Source organism: Streptomyces sp. SAS_270, assembly GCF_052543295.1.
Genome location: NZ_JBMNDS010000002.1, coordinates 90,284 through 105,297 on the forward strand (window position 1 = coordinate 90,284; position 15,014 = coordinate 105,297).

The window sequence follows — 15,014 nt, forward strand, 5'->3', positions numbered from 1 at the left end:
CACCCTAATGGGCCTGGCGCGACACGGCTCGTGCCTGTGGAAACCGCCGCCTGGAGGAGTGACCGTCACCCCTCCAGCAGCCGCTGCCCCACGTACTCCCCCTGCGCCGCCCCGCCCGGCACCGCGAACAGGCCGCTCGACTCGTGCCGGATGAACCGCGACAGGGCGTCGCCCCGGTCGAGCTTGCGCTGCACCGGGACGAAGCCGCGTACCGGATCCGCCTGCCAGCAGACGAAGAGCAGTCCCGCGTCGGGCACGCCGTCCGCGTCGATGCCGTCGTGGAAGGAGAAGGGGCGGCGCAGCATCGCCGCGCCCCCGTTCTGGTCGGGCCGGGTGATCCGTGAGTGCGCGTCGATGGGGACGATCAGTTTGCCGTCGGCGCCGGTCTTCTCCAGGTCCATCGGGGTCGTCTCGGTGCCGCCGGACAACGGCGCCCCGTCGGACTTCTTCCGCCCGATGACGTCCTCCTGGGCCTTGCCCGAGAGCTTCTCCCAGTCGTCGAGGAGCATGCGGATCCGGCGTACGACGGCGTACGAGCCCCCCGCCATCCACGCCGGGTCGGCCGAGCCGGAGGCGGGGACGAAGATGCGCCGGTCGAAGTCGGACTCGGACGGCTTGGGGTTGCGGGTGCCGTCGATCTGGCCCATCAGGTTGCGGGCCGTCATGGGCCGGGCGGTGGCGCCGGGCGAGCGGTTGAAGCCGTTCATCTGCCAGCGCACACGGGCGGCGCTGCCCGCGTCCTTCTGGATCGCGCGCAGGGCGTGGAAGGCGACCAGGCCGTCGTTGGCGCCGATCTGCACCCACAGGTCGCCGTTGCTGCGTGCCTTGTCGAGGTGGTCCGAGGAGAAGTCGGGCAGCGGGTCGAGAGCGACCGGACGCTGCTTCTCCAGTCCCGTACGCGCGAAGAAGCTGTGTCCGAAGCCGAAGGTGACGGTGAGGGAGGACGGTCCCGAGTCGCGGGCGACGTCGGTGTCGTCCTGACCGGTCGCCTCGCCCGCCATCAGCCGCTGGGTGGTCGCCGACCAGCGGCGCAGCAGCGCGGCCGCCTCCTTGCGGCCCGTGCCGGCGGCCAGGTCGAAGGCGACGAGGTGGCCGTGGGCCTGCAGGGCGTCGGTGATGCCGGGCTGATGTTTCCCGTGAAACATCACCTCGTCCGCGCCGAGCGAGGTGAGTGGGGCCGCCTTCTCGCCGGAGGGCGCCGACGCGTAGCCCGCGGCGCCGCCGATCGCCCCCAGCGCGAGGCCGGTGGCCCCGGCCGTGCCGAGCAGTCGCCGACGCGACACGCCTCCCTTGGGAGGGGTGTTTTCGGAAACGGTCGTCTTCGAAGAGGCCTCGGAGGAAACGTCTGTCTTCAGGGAGGCTTTCGGAGCCGCGGGAGTGACCTCCGGAGTGGACTGGTCAGCCATGGTCAGGTTCAGCCGATCTGCGCGTTCTTGGTGACGGTCGTCTGGTCGATGTCGGAGGTCCGCACGGTCACCGCGATCTCCCATTCGCCCGCGAGGGGGATCTGCACGCCGACTGCGGTCCAGTGTCCGGTGGCGATGCGGTCGGGGACCACGGACAGCGGGCCGATGTCCTTGGCGTCGAGGGTGAAGGCGACCTTCACCTCGGGGATGTCGAAGGCCCTGCCGTTGGGCCGGTCCACGTAGACCTGCATGTCGTTGCCGCCGACGCGGGCGGGGTCGAGGGTGAGGCGCACGGTGCCCTTGCCGTCCTCGCTGCCGGTGTCGAAGGGCAGCTTCAGGGACAGGGGTCCGGAGCGCTGCGAGGTGGCCGCGGTGGCCTGCTTGGCGGCCTGCTCCGTCCGGCCGGGCTCGGTGGACGTCAGCACGGTGGTGATGGCGAGCAGGACGACGGCGACGCCCGCCTCGGCGAGCACGGAGCGGCGCAGTCCCGAGCGCGCCGGGTCGGCGTCCCGGACGCGCTTCTCGTGCGCGGTGTCCATGGCGGCCTGCTGCCTGGCGAGCTGGGCCGCGCGCCGGGAGTCCCCGGCCTCGGCGGAGACGGTGACCGGGTTCGTCCCGTGCTCGGCGACGGCGGTCCCCACGGCCCCCGAAGCCCGCGCTCCCTTCGCTTTCTTGGCCCCCTGCGCCTGCTGGGTCTCCTCAGCCTCGGAAAGCTCCGAGAGGCCCGAAACCCCCGTCAGCTGCGCTGTCCAGCGCCGTGAGATCCATGCGATGCCGACGAGTACGGCCACCAGGCCGACCTTGACGAGCAGCAGTTGCCCGTACGTCGTGTCGGTCAGCGCCGACCAGGAGCCGACCTGGCGCCAGGACTGGTAGATCCCGGTCGCGGCCAGGGCGGTGACGCTGCCGAACGCGACGCGCGAGAAGCGCCGTACGGCCGCGGCGTCGATCTGTGCGTCGGCGGGCACCCGGTACAGCGTGACGAGCAGGGCCGCCAGGCCGCCCAGCCAGCCGGCGACGGCCAGCAGGTGCACGACGTCGACGGGCATGGCGACGCTCGGCTGGATGCCGGTCGAGGCGTGCTCGGCCATCGCCCAGGTCGCGGCCAGGCCCGCCGCGACGACGGTGCCGCCGATCGCGAGTCCGAAGGTGAGGTCCTTCTTCTCGGCGGTCCGGTCCGCTTGGTCGGTGCTGCCGTCCTCGTCGTCCGCGGCGTCTTCTTCGTCCCCCTCGCTTCGCACGTACGCCCCGAAGAGCACCGCGATGAACAGCGCGGCCGCGGCGAGCAGCAGCAGCCGTGAGACCAGCGCCGCGCCCGCCTTGGTCTGGAGCACCTGCCCGAGCAGAGTCACGTCGAAGATGTCGCCGACCTTGCCGGAGCCGACGTAGGAGCCGCGCAGGAGCAGCAGGCAGAGCGTGGCCGCGGTCAGCGCGAGCCATCCGGAGACGACGAGCCGCTGCACCGGACGGACGCCGGCGCCCCGCTGCCAGCAGGCCAGCACGAACGCGGCGCCGCCGACCATGAGGATGAAACCGGTGTACGAGAGGTAGCGCGCGAAGCCGTAGAGGCCGCCGACGACTCCGCCGCCCACTGCCCGGTCCGACAGCGCGACGGATGTCTGCGAGGGCGCGCCGATGGAGAAGGTGAAGGCGCCCGACACGGGATGGCTGTCCGCCGAGACGACCTGGTAGGTGACGGTGAACGTGCCGTCGGGCAGGCCTGTGCGCAGCTTCACGCCGTACGTGGTCCCGCCCTCGGACGACGTCTTGCCGGTGTCGACGCGCTTGCCCTTGGGGTCGAGCACCTGCAGCGAGCCGTCGGACAGCGCGACCTTCTCGGAGAAGGTGAGCGAGACCTGGGCGGGTGCCTTGTCGACCACCGCTCCCTGCTGGGGGTCGCTGCCGGTCAGTGCGGCGTGCGCGGAGGCCGGCGCGGCGCCGGCCATGAGCACGCCGATGACGGCGAGGACGAGCAGCACCAGCGTGCGTATCCGCGGGGCGCGGCGTGCGGTGCCCCGGGAACGGGCGGGTGAGGCGGAACGGGGAGCGATGGTCGGCGTCACGGTGATCCCTACCTCAGTGCCCGGTCTTAGGGTTGTACGTCGCTGCCTTCACCGGCAGGGACACCTCGACCGTGCCGGACTTGGCGAAGTGCAGTTCCACCGACACCTTCTCGCCCTGCTTCGGCTTGTGGGTGAGCTTTTCGAACATGACGTGGTTGCCGCCGCTGGCGAAGTCGAGCGCGCCGTCGGCGGGCACGGCGAAGGACTTCTCCTCCTCCATCGCGCCGCCCTTGGTGGAGTGCAGCGTGACGTCGTCCGAGAGGTCGCTGGTGACCTTGGTGAGCGTGTCGGGGCCGCCGGAGTTGGTGACGGTGAAGAAGCCGGCCGCCATGGTGGCCATGGTGGGGGCCGGCATGTAGGCGCCGGTGACCTTCAGACGGGGCTTCATGGAAGGGGCGGAGCCCGACGCGTTGTCGTCCGAGCCGCCGCAGCCCGCCAGGACGAGCGCCGCGGCCATGACCGCGACGGGGCCCGTCAGATGCTTCGCACGTCCTGCGGGACGCCCCACATCATGTGTCGGGCGCCTCACGGGTTCTCCCCCTTGATGAGCTTGGGGAGGTCCTTGGTGTAGTCGTCCACGGTGGCGCTCTCGCCGTAGAGCACATAGCCCCCGTCGGTCTTCGGCGAGAACGCGATGACCTGGGTGCCGTGCACGGAGACGAGCTTGCCGTTCTTGTCCTTCGAGGTGGGCTCGATGGAGATGCCCATGGTGCGGGCGCCCGCCTGGATCGTGGCGAAGTCGCCGGTCAGACCGACCATGTCGGAGTCGATGCCCTTGAGCCACTTGCCGAGCGCGGCGGGGGTGTCGCGGTCCGGGTCGGTGGTCACGAACACGATCCGGAGCTTCGCCTGTTCCGCCTTGGACAGCTGCTTCTTGGCGACGGCGAGGTTGTTCATCGTCAGCGGGCAGACGTCGGGGCAGTGGGTGTAGCCGAAGTAGACCAGCGTCGGCCTGCCCTTGGTCTGCGCGCGCAGGTCGTACTTCTTGCCGTGCGTGTCGGTCAGGACGAGGTCCGGCTTCTCGAACGGCTTGTCGAGCACCGTCGCGGCCTTGTCCGAACCGGCCTCCGCGGACACGGTGGCGACGGCGTTGTCACTGCTGTCGCTGCCGCATGCGGTCAGTGTCAGAGCGGCGGCGGCGAGCAGGACGGCCGCGGCATACGTCTTCTTGCGCATAGAAAAATGTCCCAGATGTGAGGGCCCCGGTGTGCACCGGGGTCGTACGACCGCTGTGACGTGGCCGTACGACCCCACGGTGTACACCGCAGGAGTGCGTGAGCGTCAGGCGGTGGTGCGCCGACGGCCGGCCAGGACGCCGAACGCCACGCCCGCGACACCGACGACGATGCCCACGACGCCCAGGACGCGGGCGGTGGTGTCACTGCTGTCGGAGGAGGCGGCGGCCTCGGTGGTGTCCTTGGCGGCGGCCTTGGCGTCGTCGGAGGTGTCCGAGGCGTCCTTGGCGGTGGCGGAGCCGTGGTGGTCGCCCTCGGACGCGTCGGAGAGCGCCAGCACGGGAGCCGGGTTCTCGGGCTCCTCCGCGCCCTCCTTCTGCGGCTCGATCCAGCGCACGACCTCCTTGTTGTCGTACGTCTGGATGGCCTTGAAGACGAGTTCGTCGGCGTTCTCCGGGAGGGCGCCGATGGAGAGCGGGAACTTCTGGAAGTAGCCCGGCTGGATGCCCTTGCCGGTGGCGGTCCAGGTGACCTTGGAGACCGCCTCGTCGATCTTCTCGCCGTGCAGTGTGAGCGGCTTGGCCAGCTTGGCCTTGGTGACCTTGACGCTCCAGCCGTCGATGGGCTGCGCCATCACGGAGGCGAGCGGGTGGTCGGCCGGGAAGTTCACCTCGAGCTTGCTGGTCGAGGCGTCGTCGCGCTCGTTCGGGACCTTGAAGTCGACGGTGGCGTACCCGCCCTTGGCGGCCGCGCCCTCCGGCTGCACGCTGACGTGCGCGAAGGCGGGGACGGACAGGACGAGGACGGCCGAGGCGGCGGCGGCACCGGCGGCGGCGATACGGGTTGCTTTCATGGCAGGAAACACTCCACTTTCAACGAGGGTCCAGGGAAAGGGCTGCGCGTGCGCGCCGCAGGGCGCCGCCAGGGCGCTGTGGAGGACGGGCACGCGCGCGTGCCGCACGGCTGCGGCCGGCCCCTTCCGCGGACGAGCGGAGTGGAGTGGTGCGCCGTGTCAGGCAGCGAGGACGAACGCGGTGGAGGAGGGCGGCCCGCGCCGGACCACTGTGTGCTGAAGTGCCCTGGTACGGAGCTTCGGTGTGGTGAGGAGCGCGGTGCGCGGCGTGCGCGGTGCGGGGCAGGGCGTACCGGGAAGACCCGCGCGCAGGGCGCGTACCAGCGCGAGTGCCCCGCGCAGGGAGCGTACGAGCGCGCCCTCCGCGACGCCGTGCGCGGACAGCCGCATGAGCCGTAGCAGTGCCAAGTCCCCGCGGCGCAGCACCCATCCGGCGGCGACGGCCGCGAGAACGTGGCCGAGCAGCATCGACAGGGACGGCAGCACCGACATCGAGGAGCCGACGGCGGACGACACGGCGTCCCCGGAGTGCATCGACTGCGGGGACCCCGCGGACGCCATCGACGGCATCGAGTGCGTCATGCCCGTGTCGAGCCGCGCGTCGGTGAGGATCTTCTGGGCCTGGGCGGGCGTGATGGCCGCCGCGGACGTGCCGCACACGATCCGTGCGGCCCGTGCGACCAGCGAGGCGTCCGCCATGGACAGCGAGCCGGTGGCCGTCGTCACGGTGTGCGGGCCGAGTCCGAAGAGCGTGTGCAGCGCGGTCTGGCCGACGGCGAGGACGGCCGCGATGCCCGGCAGCGAGCGTTCGCGCCCGGAGAGCGGGGCAGCCACCACGAAGACGGTGAGGAATCCCGCCGCCAGCGTCCACCAGGGAACCGTGGCGCAGGAGGCGATGCCATGGCCTGCCGCGGCCAGCACGACGCAGACCGCGGCGAACACCGCGGCCCGCAGAATCCGGAGATCGCTACCGGAGCGCGCCCTGCGCTGGTGGGGGGCAGTCATGGCGGGCTCATCATCGCACTGCGCTCACCCGCTCCCTACGGCAGGTCCGCAAGGTGCCGTACATGCCGGAAGGTCATGTTCTGTGCGCAACCGGTCGCGCGTCCGTCGGGGGGAGCCGCCAGCACATACAACGGCGCCTGTCGCGTGCGCATCCGCCGTATGGGCGGTATTACGGTAACCGGGCGATTGCGCGAGGGCGCGGGCGGCAATACGTAACGGTATGTCGAGCCGCGGCCGGGAGGCTGGAGCATGAGCATCTGGTGGTCACTCCATCTGCGGCGCGAGGCTGCGAGCGTTCCGCTCGCCAGGCGTCTTCTGCTCGGCACGATGGAGACCGCGGGCGTCGACCCGGACGTCTCCTACGACCTCTCCGTCGCGCTCAGCGAGGCCTGCGCCAACGCCGTCGAGCACGGCGGTGACACCGCCCAAGGCCAGTGGTCCGAGGCCTATCGCGTCACCGCCTATCTCGACGGCGAGAAGTGCCGTATCGAGGTCACCGACTCCGGGCCGGGCTTCCCCGCGGGCCGCGCGCGCACCGCGATCCGGCAGGCCCGCAGTGATGCCGAGCACGGCCGGGGCCTGTGTCTGATTCAGGAACTCGCCGACCATGTGCACATCGGCAACAAGCCGGGCCGCGGCGGTGCGGTGGTGAGCTTCGACAAGATCCTCAAGTGGAAGAAGGACCCCTCCTTGCTGACGGCGTAGCGGTGGGGCGGGCTCCGGACAGCCCGCTTTTGTGACAGTGAACTTCCAAAAGATAGCCAACTAAATATTGACAGTGGACTCTCAGTTGGCAGTAACCTCGCATCAGGTTGCTCCCATCAGGAGGTCCACATGTCCCTTCCCGCCCTCGCCCGGTCGCCGCGCCGCTGGCTCGCCCTCGCCGCCCTCACCCTGAGCGTGCTGATCGTCGGCCTCGACGGCACGATCATCAACGTCGCCCTGCCCACCCTCGCCGGTGATCTCCACGCCGACAGCGCGCAGTTGCAGTGGATCGGCGGCGGCTATCTGCTGACCCTGTCCGTGGCGATGCTCCCCGTCGGCCTGCTCGGCGACCGGTACGGCCACAAACGGCTGCTGCTCGGCGGCATCGGCCTCTTCGGGCTCGCCTCGCTCGGCGGCGCGCTCGCCGGGTCGCCCGCGACGGTCGTCGCGGCGCGGGCCGTGCTCGGTCTCGGCGCCGCCGCGATCATGCCGCTGTCCATGGCGATCCTGCCGCGCGTCTTCGCCAAGGACGAACTGCCCAAGGCCATCGCCGTCTGGACCGCCGCCACCGCCCTCGGCATGCCCATCGGCCCACTGGTCGGCGGCTGGCTGCTCGACCACTTCCACTGGAGCTCGGTGTTCCTGTTCAACGTGCCGGTCGCGGCCCTCGCCATGGTCGCCGGACTGTGGCTGCTGCCGAGCGACAGCAGGCGCGAGCACACCGTCCCCTTCGACGCCCCCGGCGCCGTACTGAGTGCCCTCGGCATCACCGCACTGGTGTACGGCACGATCCTGATCCCGCAGGACGGCTGGACCGACCCCGCCGTCCTCGGCGCACTCGCCGCCGCGGCCGGCCTCCTCACGGCGTTCGTCGTCCGCGAGCGCCGCGTCACGCACCCGCTCGTCGACCTGAAGCTGTTCACGGACCGCCGCTTCCTGTGGGGCACGCTGATCGCGGTCTTCGTGAACTTCGCCGTGATGGGCATCCTGTTCGTCGTCCCGCAGTACCTGCAGGCCGTCCTCGGCAACGACTCCTTCGCCACCGGCCTGCGCGTACTGCCCCTGATCGGCGGCCTCATGGCGGCCGCCACGGCGAGCGAGACGGTCGTACCCCGGCTCGGCGCCCGGGCCGTCATCACGTCCGGCATGCTCGTGCTCGCCGCGGGGGCCGCGCTCGGGGCCACCACGAGCGGCTCGGACGGCTACGGGTTCGCCGCGCTCTGGCTCTCCCTCACCGGCCTCGGCTTCGGCCTCGCCGTCGTCCCCGCGACCAGCCTCGTCATGGGGTCCCTGCCGGCCGACCACGCCGGATCGGGGACGAGCCTGCTGGAGACGGTGCAGCAACTCGGCAGCGTCCTCGGCGTGGCGGGCCTCGGCAGTCTCCTCGGCTACGGCTACCTGGACCGGATCCGTACCGAAGGCCTCCCTGCCGGGGCGGCGGACGCGGCGCGGGACTCGGTCACCGGGGCGGACGCGGTCGCGCGACAGCTGCACGACGCGGGCCTCACCACCTCCGCGCACGAGGCCTTCGTCCACGGCATGAACCTGGTCCTGGCAACCTGCGGGGCGATGTCCCTGGTCGCCGCCGTGCTGGCCGCACTCTTCCTGCCGGGCCGGTCCGCGGCCTCCGGTCGGTCCGGCTCGCCCGCTGCCGCTTCCGGTCGGTCCGGCCCGTCCGCCGCCGCTGCTCTGCCCGATGTCTCCCGGGCAGTGGCCGGTGTCGCGCCGGAGCAAGCAGAATCGGTGGCATGACGACGCACGAGACCTCCGCCGCGCCCCTCGGTCTGAGGGAACGCAAGAAGCAGAAGACCCTTGAGCGCATCCGCCGTGAGGCCTACCGCCTCTTCGCCGAGCACGGGTACGAGGCGACGACGGTCGACCAGATCGCGGAGGCGGCAGAGATCTCGCCGAGCACGTTCTTCCGGTACTTCCCCACCAAGGAGGACGTGGTCGTCCAGGACGAGTACGACCCCGCGCTAGCCGAGGCGATCCGGGCCCGCCCGGCCGGCGAGCCGATCGTGGACGCGGTCCTGCACTCGCTGAAGGGTCCGCTGGGCCAGATGCTGGAGCAGGACCGCGAGGAACTGCTGCTGCGGACCCGGATCAGCTTCTCCGACCCCGCGATCCGGGCCCGCTCCGTGGCCGAGCAGCAGCGCAGCGAGGACGCGATCGCCGCGATCATCGCCGAGCGCACCGGCCGCGACGCCGCCGACCTGGAGGTCAAGTGCGCGGCCGCGGCCATCATCGCCGTGTTCACGACGCTGGTACGGCACTGGGTGGACGGCGGCGGCACGGAGGACCTGGCGGCGCTCTACGAACGTCATCTACCGCTGCTGTCACGCGGGTTGGACTTCTAGATCCGCGCCTGCTTCAGGTTTCTCAGAATTCTCAGGTCAGTGACAGCCCCGACCCATGCCCTTGACGGGTGCCGTTCCTAATTTCGCGGTCATGACGGGAAACCACAAAGACACGCATCGAGCGACGCCCCCACGGGTACGCCGCCGAGCGGCGCGCCCGGTGACAGCGCGTCCCCGTCGGCGTCCTCGTAGGGCGCGCCCATGACCAGCCGCGAGGACGAGACGCTGGCGCAGGCCGCCGTGGCCGCGCTGACACGGCAGTTGGAGCTGGCCCCCAAGCCCGGACTGCCCGACCCGCGCGATCTCGGCGCCCGAGCCACCCGCCGGGACCACTGCTCCCTGCGCTGGTCGGCCATGGCGCTGGCGCCCGGCCTCGCGGCCATGGCGGCCGCCGCTCGCCGTACCGGCGCGCCCACGCCCGGACTCCGGACGGAGCTCGGCGCCATCGGCCGGTCCACCGAGCACTCGGTGGCCCTGGCGGGCGGCGGCCACCGCGGGGCCCTGTGGGTCCTCGGGTTCCTGGTCGCGGCGGCGGCACTCGACCCCCGCGCCACGGGGACCGACGTGACGGCGACCGCCAAGCGCATCGCCGCGCACCCCGACCGGCGCGCACCGCGGCGGCCCTCCCGCGGGTCGACCGTGTCGGCGAAGTACGGCGCGGCGGGCGCGCGAGGAGAAGCACGCGCCGGGTTCCCGCACGTACGCCGGGCGTTGGCCGCGCTCACCACGGCGCGTGCGGCGAGCGCGGGCGAGCCGGACGCCCGGCTCGACGCCCTCCTCACCGTCATGTCCACGCTTCAGGACACCGAGTTGCTGTACACGGCGGGCCCGCTCGGCCTGCGTCACGTCCAGGCCGGGGCCCGTACGGTCCTGGAAGCGGGCGGCAGTGCCACGCAGGAGGGCCGCGCGGCCCTCACCGCCTTCGACGACGACCTCCACACGCGCGCGTGGAGCCCCCGCGGCAGCGGAGCGCTGCTGGCGGGGGCCCTGTTCGTGGACGCGCTGCCGGTGGCGGTGGTCAGCACGCCGGCACGGGGTGCGTGACGGCCACCTCCGCGGCGGCCGTGACCCGGCGTCCGGCGGCCCACCGCGTCGCCGGTCCCATCGCGTACGAGGCCGCCAGCATCACCCCGCCCAGCAGCAGCCATCCGGCCGCGCCCCAGCCCACCAGCAGGGCCGTCAGGACCAGCGGGCCCATCGTGCGGGCCACGGTGACGCCGGTGCCGAAGAAGCCCTGGTACTCGCCCATGCGGTCGGCCGGCGCGAGGTCGAAGCCCAGCTGCCAGGAACCCGCCGACTGCAGCATCTCGGCGACGACCTGGAGCAGCGCACCCGCCACCAGGATCCCGGCGGCCGTCCACGGCGACACACCCGACGACAGGGCGAACACCGCGCATGAGGCCAGCATGACCAGGCCGGAGCGGCGGATCGCACGCGTGGCGGTCGCGAGGCCCGTGACCCCGCGGGCCATCCGCACCTGGAAGACCATCACCGCACCGGTGTTGAGTACGAACAGGGCCGAGACCAGCCAGGTCGGCGCGTCCGTCCGCTCGGTGATCCACAGCGGGATGCCGAGGCTCAGCAGCGGCATCCGCAGCAGCAGCACGGTGTTGAGGAACGTGACGACGACGTACGGGCGGTCGTGCAGGACGCTCCTCCCGCGCTCCTGGGAGACGGCTTCCCGGGGTGCGGGCGCGGTGGTCACGGACGGCAGCCGCAGCAGCACCGCCGCGCAGAGCAGGAAGCTCACCGCGTCCAGCGCGAACACCCCGAGGTAGGCGGCCTGCGTCCCGGCGCGCAGCGCGAGTCCGCCGAGGCCCGCGCCCACCGCCAGACCGGCGTTGAGCGTCGACTGGAGGTGGGCCAGCAGCCCGGTGCGCTCCCCGGCGGGGATCAGCCCGGCGAGCAGTGCCTGCCGGGCCGCCGCGAGCCCGGACTGCGCCGACGCGTAGGCGCACGCCGCGAGCACGAACGGGACGAACCCGCGGACGATCAGGAAGGACGCCACCGCGGCCCCGGTCGCGAGCGCCAGCAGCACCGCCGTGCCACGCGGCCCGCGCCGGTCGGCCAGCCGCCCCAGCGGTACGCCCACCACGGAGCCCACGGCCCAGGCGACGGTCAGCCCGAGCCCCACGCGCGCGGGCGCCAGCCCGACCACGTGCGTGAAGTACAGCGCGGAGGTCACGTAATAGGCCCCGTCCCCCACGGAGTTGGCCAGCTGGGCCCCGGCCAGGACCCGCTGCGGTCCGGCGGGCGGAACGAGGCGGCTCGCCTTGGCGGTACCTGCGACACGTACGACGCGATTCGTCATGCCTATGACGCTATGGTCTGGATGGACCCCTAAACAGCACCAATCTGCGCGCCATTTCTTGGCCCAATTCGCCGAGTGTGCTCACTCCCCGTCCAACACCCGCCCCAACGCTTCCAGGGCCTCCGGGAAGGCGCGCTCCCGAGGCGTCCCGTAGCCCACGACCAGGCCCTGGGGGCGGTCGTCGTCCGGGGTGTGCCAGTGGTCGCCGAGGCGGCCGATCGCGAGACCCTCCTGCTCGGCGCGGGCCAGGGTCTCGGCCTCGTTCGGCACGTCGACGAGGGCGTGCAGGCCCGCCGCGATTCCCTGGACGCGGCGGCGCGTCCCCAGGCGGTCGAGGAGCTGGTCGCGGCGGCGTCGGTAGCGGAGCCGACAGGCGCGGACGTGACGGTCGTAGGCATGGCTGGTGATCATTTCGGCCAGGGCCAACTGACCGATGGACTCGGTGTGGTGGTCGCTGTGCAGCTTCGCGTCGGCGACCGCGTCGACGAGGTGCGGTGGCAGCACCATCCAGCCGAGCCGCAGCGCGGGCCCGAGCGTCTTGGAGGCGGTGCCCAGGTACACCACCTGTCCCGGCGCCATGCCCTGGAGGGCGCCGACCGGCTGCCGGTCGTAGCGGAACTCCCCGTCGTAGTCGTCCTCGACGATCAGACCTCCACGCGCGCGTGCCCAGTCGGTGAGCGCCCGCCGCCGCTCGGGGTGCAGCGTGACGCCGGTCGGGTACTGATGGGCGGGCGTGACGACGACCGCGGCCTCCTCCGCCAGACCGTCGGCGCGGGCGCCCCGTTCGTCGACCGGGAGCGGCGCCACGGTGCCCCCGTTGTGCCGCACCACCTCCCGGTGGAACGGCAGACCCGGGTCCTCCATGGCGATCACCCTGCCGTCCAGCACGCGCGTGAGGAGGGCGAGCCCCTGCACGTACCCCGAAGTGATCACGATGTGCTCGGGCGGCGCGATGACGCCCCGCGCCCGTCCCAGATAGCCCGAGAGTGCGGTCCGCAGCTCGATCCGGCCGCGCGGGTCCCCGTAGTCGTACGCCAGGGAGGGCGCCGTCGCGATGGCGCGGCGCAGGGCGCGCAGCCAGGCGGCCGCCGGGAACGCGCCGACGTCCGGACTGCCGGGGCGCAGGTCGAAACGGGGTGCACGCGCGCGTGCACCCCCGCCCGGCGCCCCAGGCGAGGCGGCGGGCAGCAGCGCGACCTCGGTGCCCGACCCCTGACGTGCCGTCAGATAACCCTCGGCGACCAGCTGGTCGTACGCCGCCTTCGCCGTGCCCCGCGAGATGCCCAGCTCGGCCGCGAGCCGCCGGGTCGCGGGCAGCCGGGTGCCCGGGGCGAGCCGCCCGTCGCGCACGGCGTCGCGCAGCGCCCGCTCCAGCCCCGCCCTGCGCCCTGCCGCCGCATCCGGCTCCAGATGCAGATCCACCCCGACACCGGACCAGAAGCCGTCCACGAAAAAGCCGCCCCCCTAGGCACCGCGCCCAAAAGGCACCTCTACAGGCACCCCAAAAACCCGGAAGGCCACCGCGGCCTCCCGGGCACACCAAGGGCCGGGTGCCTGTGAGGACACCCGGCCGTCAGTCTCGTATCAGCCCTCGCAGGGCACTATGTCAGCCCTTCAGGGCGGCCATCCATGCTTCGACCTCGTCCGAGCGGCGCGGCAGCCCGTCCGACAGGTTCCGGTTGCCGTCCGCGGTGACCAGGATGTCGTCCTCGATGCGGACGCCGATGCCGCGGTACTCCTCGGGCACCGTCAGGTCGTCCGCCTGGAAGTACAGCCCGGGCTCGACCGTGAGGACCACGCCCGGCTCCAGCGTGCCGTTGACGTAGTGCTCCGTGCGGGCGGCCGCGCAGTCGTGGACGTCCATGCCGAGCATGTGACCGGTGCCGTGCAGGGTCCAGCGGCGCTGCAGCCCGAGCTCCAGAACACGCTCGACCGGGCCCTCCAGGAGCCCCCACTCGACGAGCCTCTCGGCCAGCACCTGCTGGGCGGCGTCGTGGAAGTCGCGGTAGCCGGCGCCCGGCTTCACGGCGGCGATACCTGCCTCCTGGGCGTCGTACACGGCGTCGTAGATCTTCTTCTGGATCTCCGTGTACGTGCCGTCGATCGGCAGCGTCCGGGTCACGTCCGCCGTGTACAGCGTGTGCGTCTCCACGCCCGCGTCCAGCAGCAGCAGGTCGCCGGAGCGCACCGGGCCGTCGTTGCGCACCCAGTGCAGCGTGCAGGCGTGCGCGCCCGCGGCGCAGATCGAGCCGTAGCCGATGTCGTTGCCCTCGACCCGCGCGCGCAGGAAGAAGGTGCCCTCGATGTAGCGCTCGGAGGTGGCCTCCGCCTTGTCGAGGACCTTCACGACGTCCTCGAAGCCGCGCACGGTCGAGTCGACGGCCTTCTGCAGCTCACCGATCTCGAACTCGTCCTTGATCAGCCGCGCCTCGGAGAGGAAGACCCGCAGCTCCTCGTCGCGCTCCGCGGTCACCTTGTCCCTCAGCGCGGTCTCGATGCCGGCGTCGTAGCCGCGTACGACCCGGACCGGACCGGTGGCCTCCGTCAGCTTCCCGGCCAGCTCGCGCACGTCCGAGGCGGGAATGCCGTACAGCTGTTCGGCCTCGCCGAGGGAGTGGCGGCGGCCGACCCACAGCTCGCCCTGGCCGGAGAGCCAGAACTCGCCGTTCTCGCGGTCGGAGCGCGGCAGCAGGTAGATCGTCGCGTCATGACCGTCGGAGGTGGGTTCCAGGACGAGGACGCCGTCCTCCGTCTGGTTCCCCGTGAGGTACGCGTACTCGACCGACGCCCGGAAGGGGTACTCCGTGTCGTTCGAGCGGGTCTTCAGGTTGCCCGCGGGGACGACCAGGCGCTCGCCCGGGAAGCGCGCGGAGAGCGCGGAGCGGCGGCGCGCGGTGTGCCCGGCCTGCTCGACCGGCTCCAGACCGTGCAGCTCGGTGTCGGCCCAGCCGGACTTCATGCTCTCGGCCAGCTCGTCGGACACGCCCGGGTACAGGCCGTTCTTGCGCTGCTTGATGGGCTTTTCAGACTCTTCCGGGTTCTCCGGGGTCTCCGGGTTCTCCGGGGTGAGCTCGTCCGCCACGGTCATCCTCCTTGATACGGCACTGGACCCCATCCATCGTACGGTCGTACGGAAGGG

The 15,014-nt window shown here is 72.1% G+C and carries 13 protein-coding genes; 4 read left to right on the top strand and 9 right to left on the bottom strand.

Annotated elements, in window-relative coordinates; translation table 11 throughout:
* Positions 1-65: 65 nt before the first annotated feature.
* The 6 genes from efeB to ACN6LB_RS01860 form a co-directional block, all read right to left on the bottom strand.
* A complete protein-coding gene (gene efeB / locus ACN6LB_RS01835) occupies positions 66-1,406 on the bottom strand; it encodes an iron uptake transporter deferrochelatase/peroxidase subunit (RefSeq protein ID WP_445024243.1) in 1,341 nt (446 codons plus the stop codon).
* Positions 1,407-1,414: 8 nt separating this feature from the next.
* Positions 1,415-3,469 carry a copper resistance CopC/CopD family protein gene (locus ACN6LB_RS01840; RefSeq protein WP_445024244.1) on the bottom strand — a complete coding sequence of 685 codons (2,055 nt, stop codon included), beginning with the start codon at positions 3,467-3,469 and terminating at the stop codon, positions 1,415-1,417.
* 13 nt (positions 3,470-3,482) lie between these two features.
* Positions 3,483-3,926, bottom strand: coding sequence for a copper chaperone PCu(A)C (locus ACN6LB_RS01845; RefSeq protein ID WP_445024245.1), 444 nt, complete (start codon positions 3,924-3,926; stop codon positions 3,483-3,485).
* A gap of 68 nt (positions 3,927-3,994) precedes the next feature.
* Positions 3,995-4,645: an SCO family protein gene (locus ACN6LB_RS01850; RefSeq protein ID WP_356132155.1), complete on the bottom strand. Its 651-nt coding sequence runs from the start codon at positions 4,643-4,645 to the stop codon at positions 3,995-3,997.
* A 105-nt stretch (positions 4,646-4,750) separates the two neighbouring features.
* The gene (locus tag ACN6LB_RS01855; protein WP_445024246.1) at positions 4,751-5,497 is read right to left on the bottom strand and encodes a YcnI family protein; all 747 of its coding nucleotides are present in this window, start codon (positions 5,495-5,497) and stop codon (positions 4,751-4,753) included.
* A 159-nt stretch (positions 5,498-5,656) separates the two neighbouring features.
* Positions 5,657-6,502 (bottom strand): hypothetical protein, encoded by an 846-nt coding sequence (locus tag ACN6LB_RS01860; RefSeq protein WP_445024247.1) that lies wholly within the window; start codon positions 6,500-6,502, stop codon positions 5,657-5,659.
* 249 nt (positions 6,503-6,751) lie between these two features.
* Here ACN6LB_RS01860 and ACN6LB_RS01865 point away from each other — a divergent pair, with 249 nt between their 5' ends.
* The 4 genes from ACN6LB_RS01865 (at position 6,752) to ACN6LB_RS01880 (ending at position 10,608) form a co-directional block, all read left to right on the top strand.
* Positions 6,752-7,207 (top strand): ATP-binding protein, encoded by a 456-nt coding sequence (locus tag ACN6LB_RS01865; RefSeq protein ID WP_445024248.1) that lies wholly within the window; start codon positions 6,752-6,754, stop codon positions 7,205-7,207.
* 129 nt (positions 7,208-7,336) lie between these two features.
* Complete coding sequence (locus ACN6LB_RS01870) at positions 7,337-8,959, top strand: MFS transporter (protein ID WP_445024249.1); 1,623 nt, start codon at positions 7,337-7,339, stop codon at positions 8,957-8,959.
* Entirely contained in the window at positions 8,956-9,564 is a 609-nt protein-coding gene (locus ACN6LB_RS01875; protein ID WP_445024250.1) for an acyl-CoA-like ligand-binding transcription factor, read from the top strand. Before ACN6LB_RS01870 ends, ACN6LB_RS01875 begins: the two co-directional genes overlap by 4 nt.
* 201 nt (positions 9,565-9,765) lie before the next feature.
* A complete protein-coding gene (locus ACN6LB_RS01880) occupies positions 9,766-10,608 on the top strand; it encodes a triphosphoribosyl-dephospho-CoA synthase (protein WP_445024251.1) in 843 nt (280 codons plus the stop codon).
* Here ACN6LB_RS01880 and ACN6LB_RS01885 read toward each other — a convergent pair.
* The 3 genes from ACN6LB_RS01885 to ACN6LB_RS01895 all read right to left on the bottom strand — a co-directional run bounded on the left by ACN6LB_RS01885 (position 10,583) and on the right by ACN6LB_RS01895 (position 14,957).
* Positions 10,583-11,875 carry an MFS transporter gene (locus ACN6LB_RS01885; RefSeq protein ID WP_445024252.1) on the bottom strand — a complete coding sequence of 431 codons (1,293 nt, stop codon included), beginning with the start codon at positions 11,873-11,875 and terminating at the stop codon, positions 10,583-10,585. The genes ACN6LB_RS01880 and ACN6LB_RS01885 overlap by 26 nt on opposite strands.
* A gap of 81 nt (positions 11,876-11,956) precedes the next feature.
* Positions 11,957-13,324: a MocR-like pyridoxine biosynthesis transcription factor PdxR gene (gene pdxR, locus ACN6LB_RS01890; protein ID WP_445024253.1), complete on the bottom strand. Its 1,368-nt coding sequence runs from the start codon at positions 13,322-13,324 to the stop codon at positions 11,957-11,959.
* Positions 13,325-13,481: 157 nt separating this feature from the next.
* Complete coding sequence (locus ACN6LB_RS01895; RefSeq protein WP_445024254.1) at positions 13,482-14,957, bottom strand: aminopeptidase P family protein; 1,476 nt, start codon at positions 14,955-14,957, stop codon at positions 13,482-13,484.
* Positions 14,958-15,014: the final 57 nt, after the last annotated feature.

Coding starts and splice junctions, on each gene's coding strand:
- efeB (WP_445024243.1), bottom strand. CDS start 1,406: ATGGCTGACCAGTCCACTCCGGAGGTCACTCCCGCGGCTCCGAAAGCC.
- ACN6LB_RS01845 (WP_445024245.1), bottom strand. CDS start 3,926: ATGGCCGCGGCGCTCGTCCTGGCGGGCTGCGGCGGCTCGGACGACAAC.
- ACN6LB_RS01850 (WP_356132155.1), bottom strand. CDS start 4,645: ATGCGCAAGAAGACGTATGCCGCGGCCGTCCTGCTCGCCGCCGCCGCT.
- ACN6LB_RS01855 (WP_445024246.1), bottom strand. CDS start 5,497: ATGAAAGCAACCCGTATCGCCGCCGCCGGTGCCGCCGCCGCCTCGGCC.
- ACN6LB_RS01860 (WP_445024247.1), bottom strand. CDS start 6,502: ATGACTGCCCCCCACCAGCGCAGGGCGCGCTCCGGTAGCGATCTCCGG.
- ACN6LB_RS01865 (WP_445024248.1), top strand. CDS start 6,752: ATGAGCATCTGGTGGTCACTCCATCTGCGGCGCGAGGCTGCGAGCGTT.
- ACN6LB_RS01870 (WP_445024249.1), top strand. CDS start 7,337: ATGTCCCTTCCCGCCCTCGCCCGGTCGCCGCGCCGCTGGCTCGCCCTC.
- ACN6LB_RS01875 (WP_445024250.1), top strand. CDS start 8,956: ATGACGACGCACGAGACCTCCGCCGCGCCCCTCGGTCTGAGGGAACGC.
- ACN6LB_RS01880 (WP_445024251.1), top strand. CDS start 9,766: ATGACCAGCCGCGAGGACGAGACGCTGGCGCAGGCCGCCGTGGCCGCG.
- ACN6LB_RS01885 (WP_445024252.1), bottom strand. CDS start 11,875: ATGACGAATCGCGTCGTACGTGTCGCAGGTACCGCCAAGGCGAGCCGC.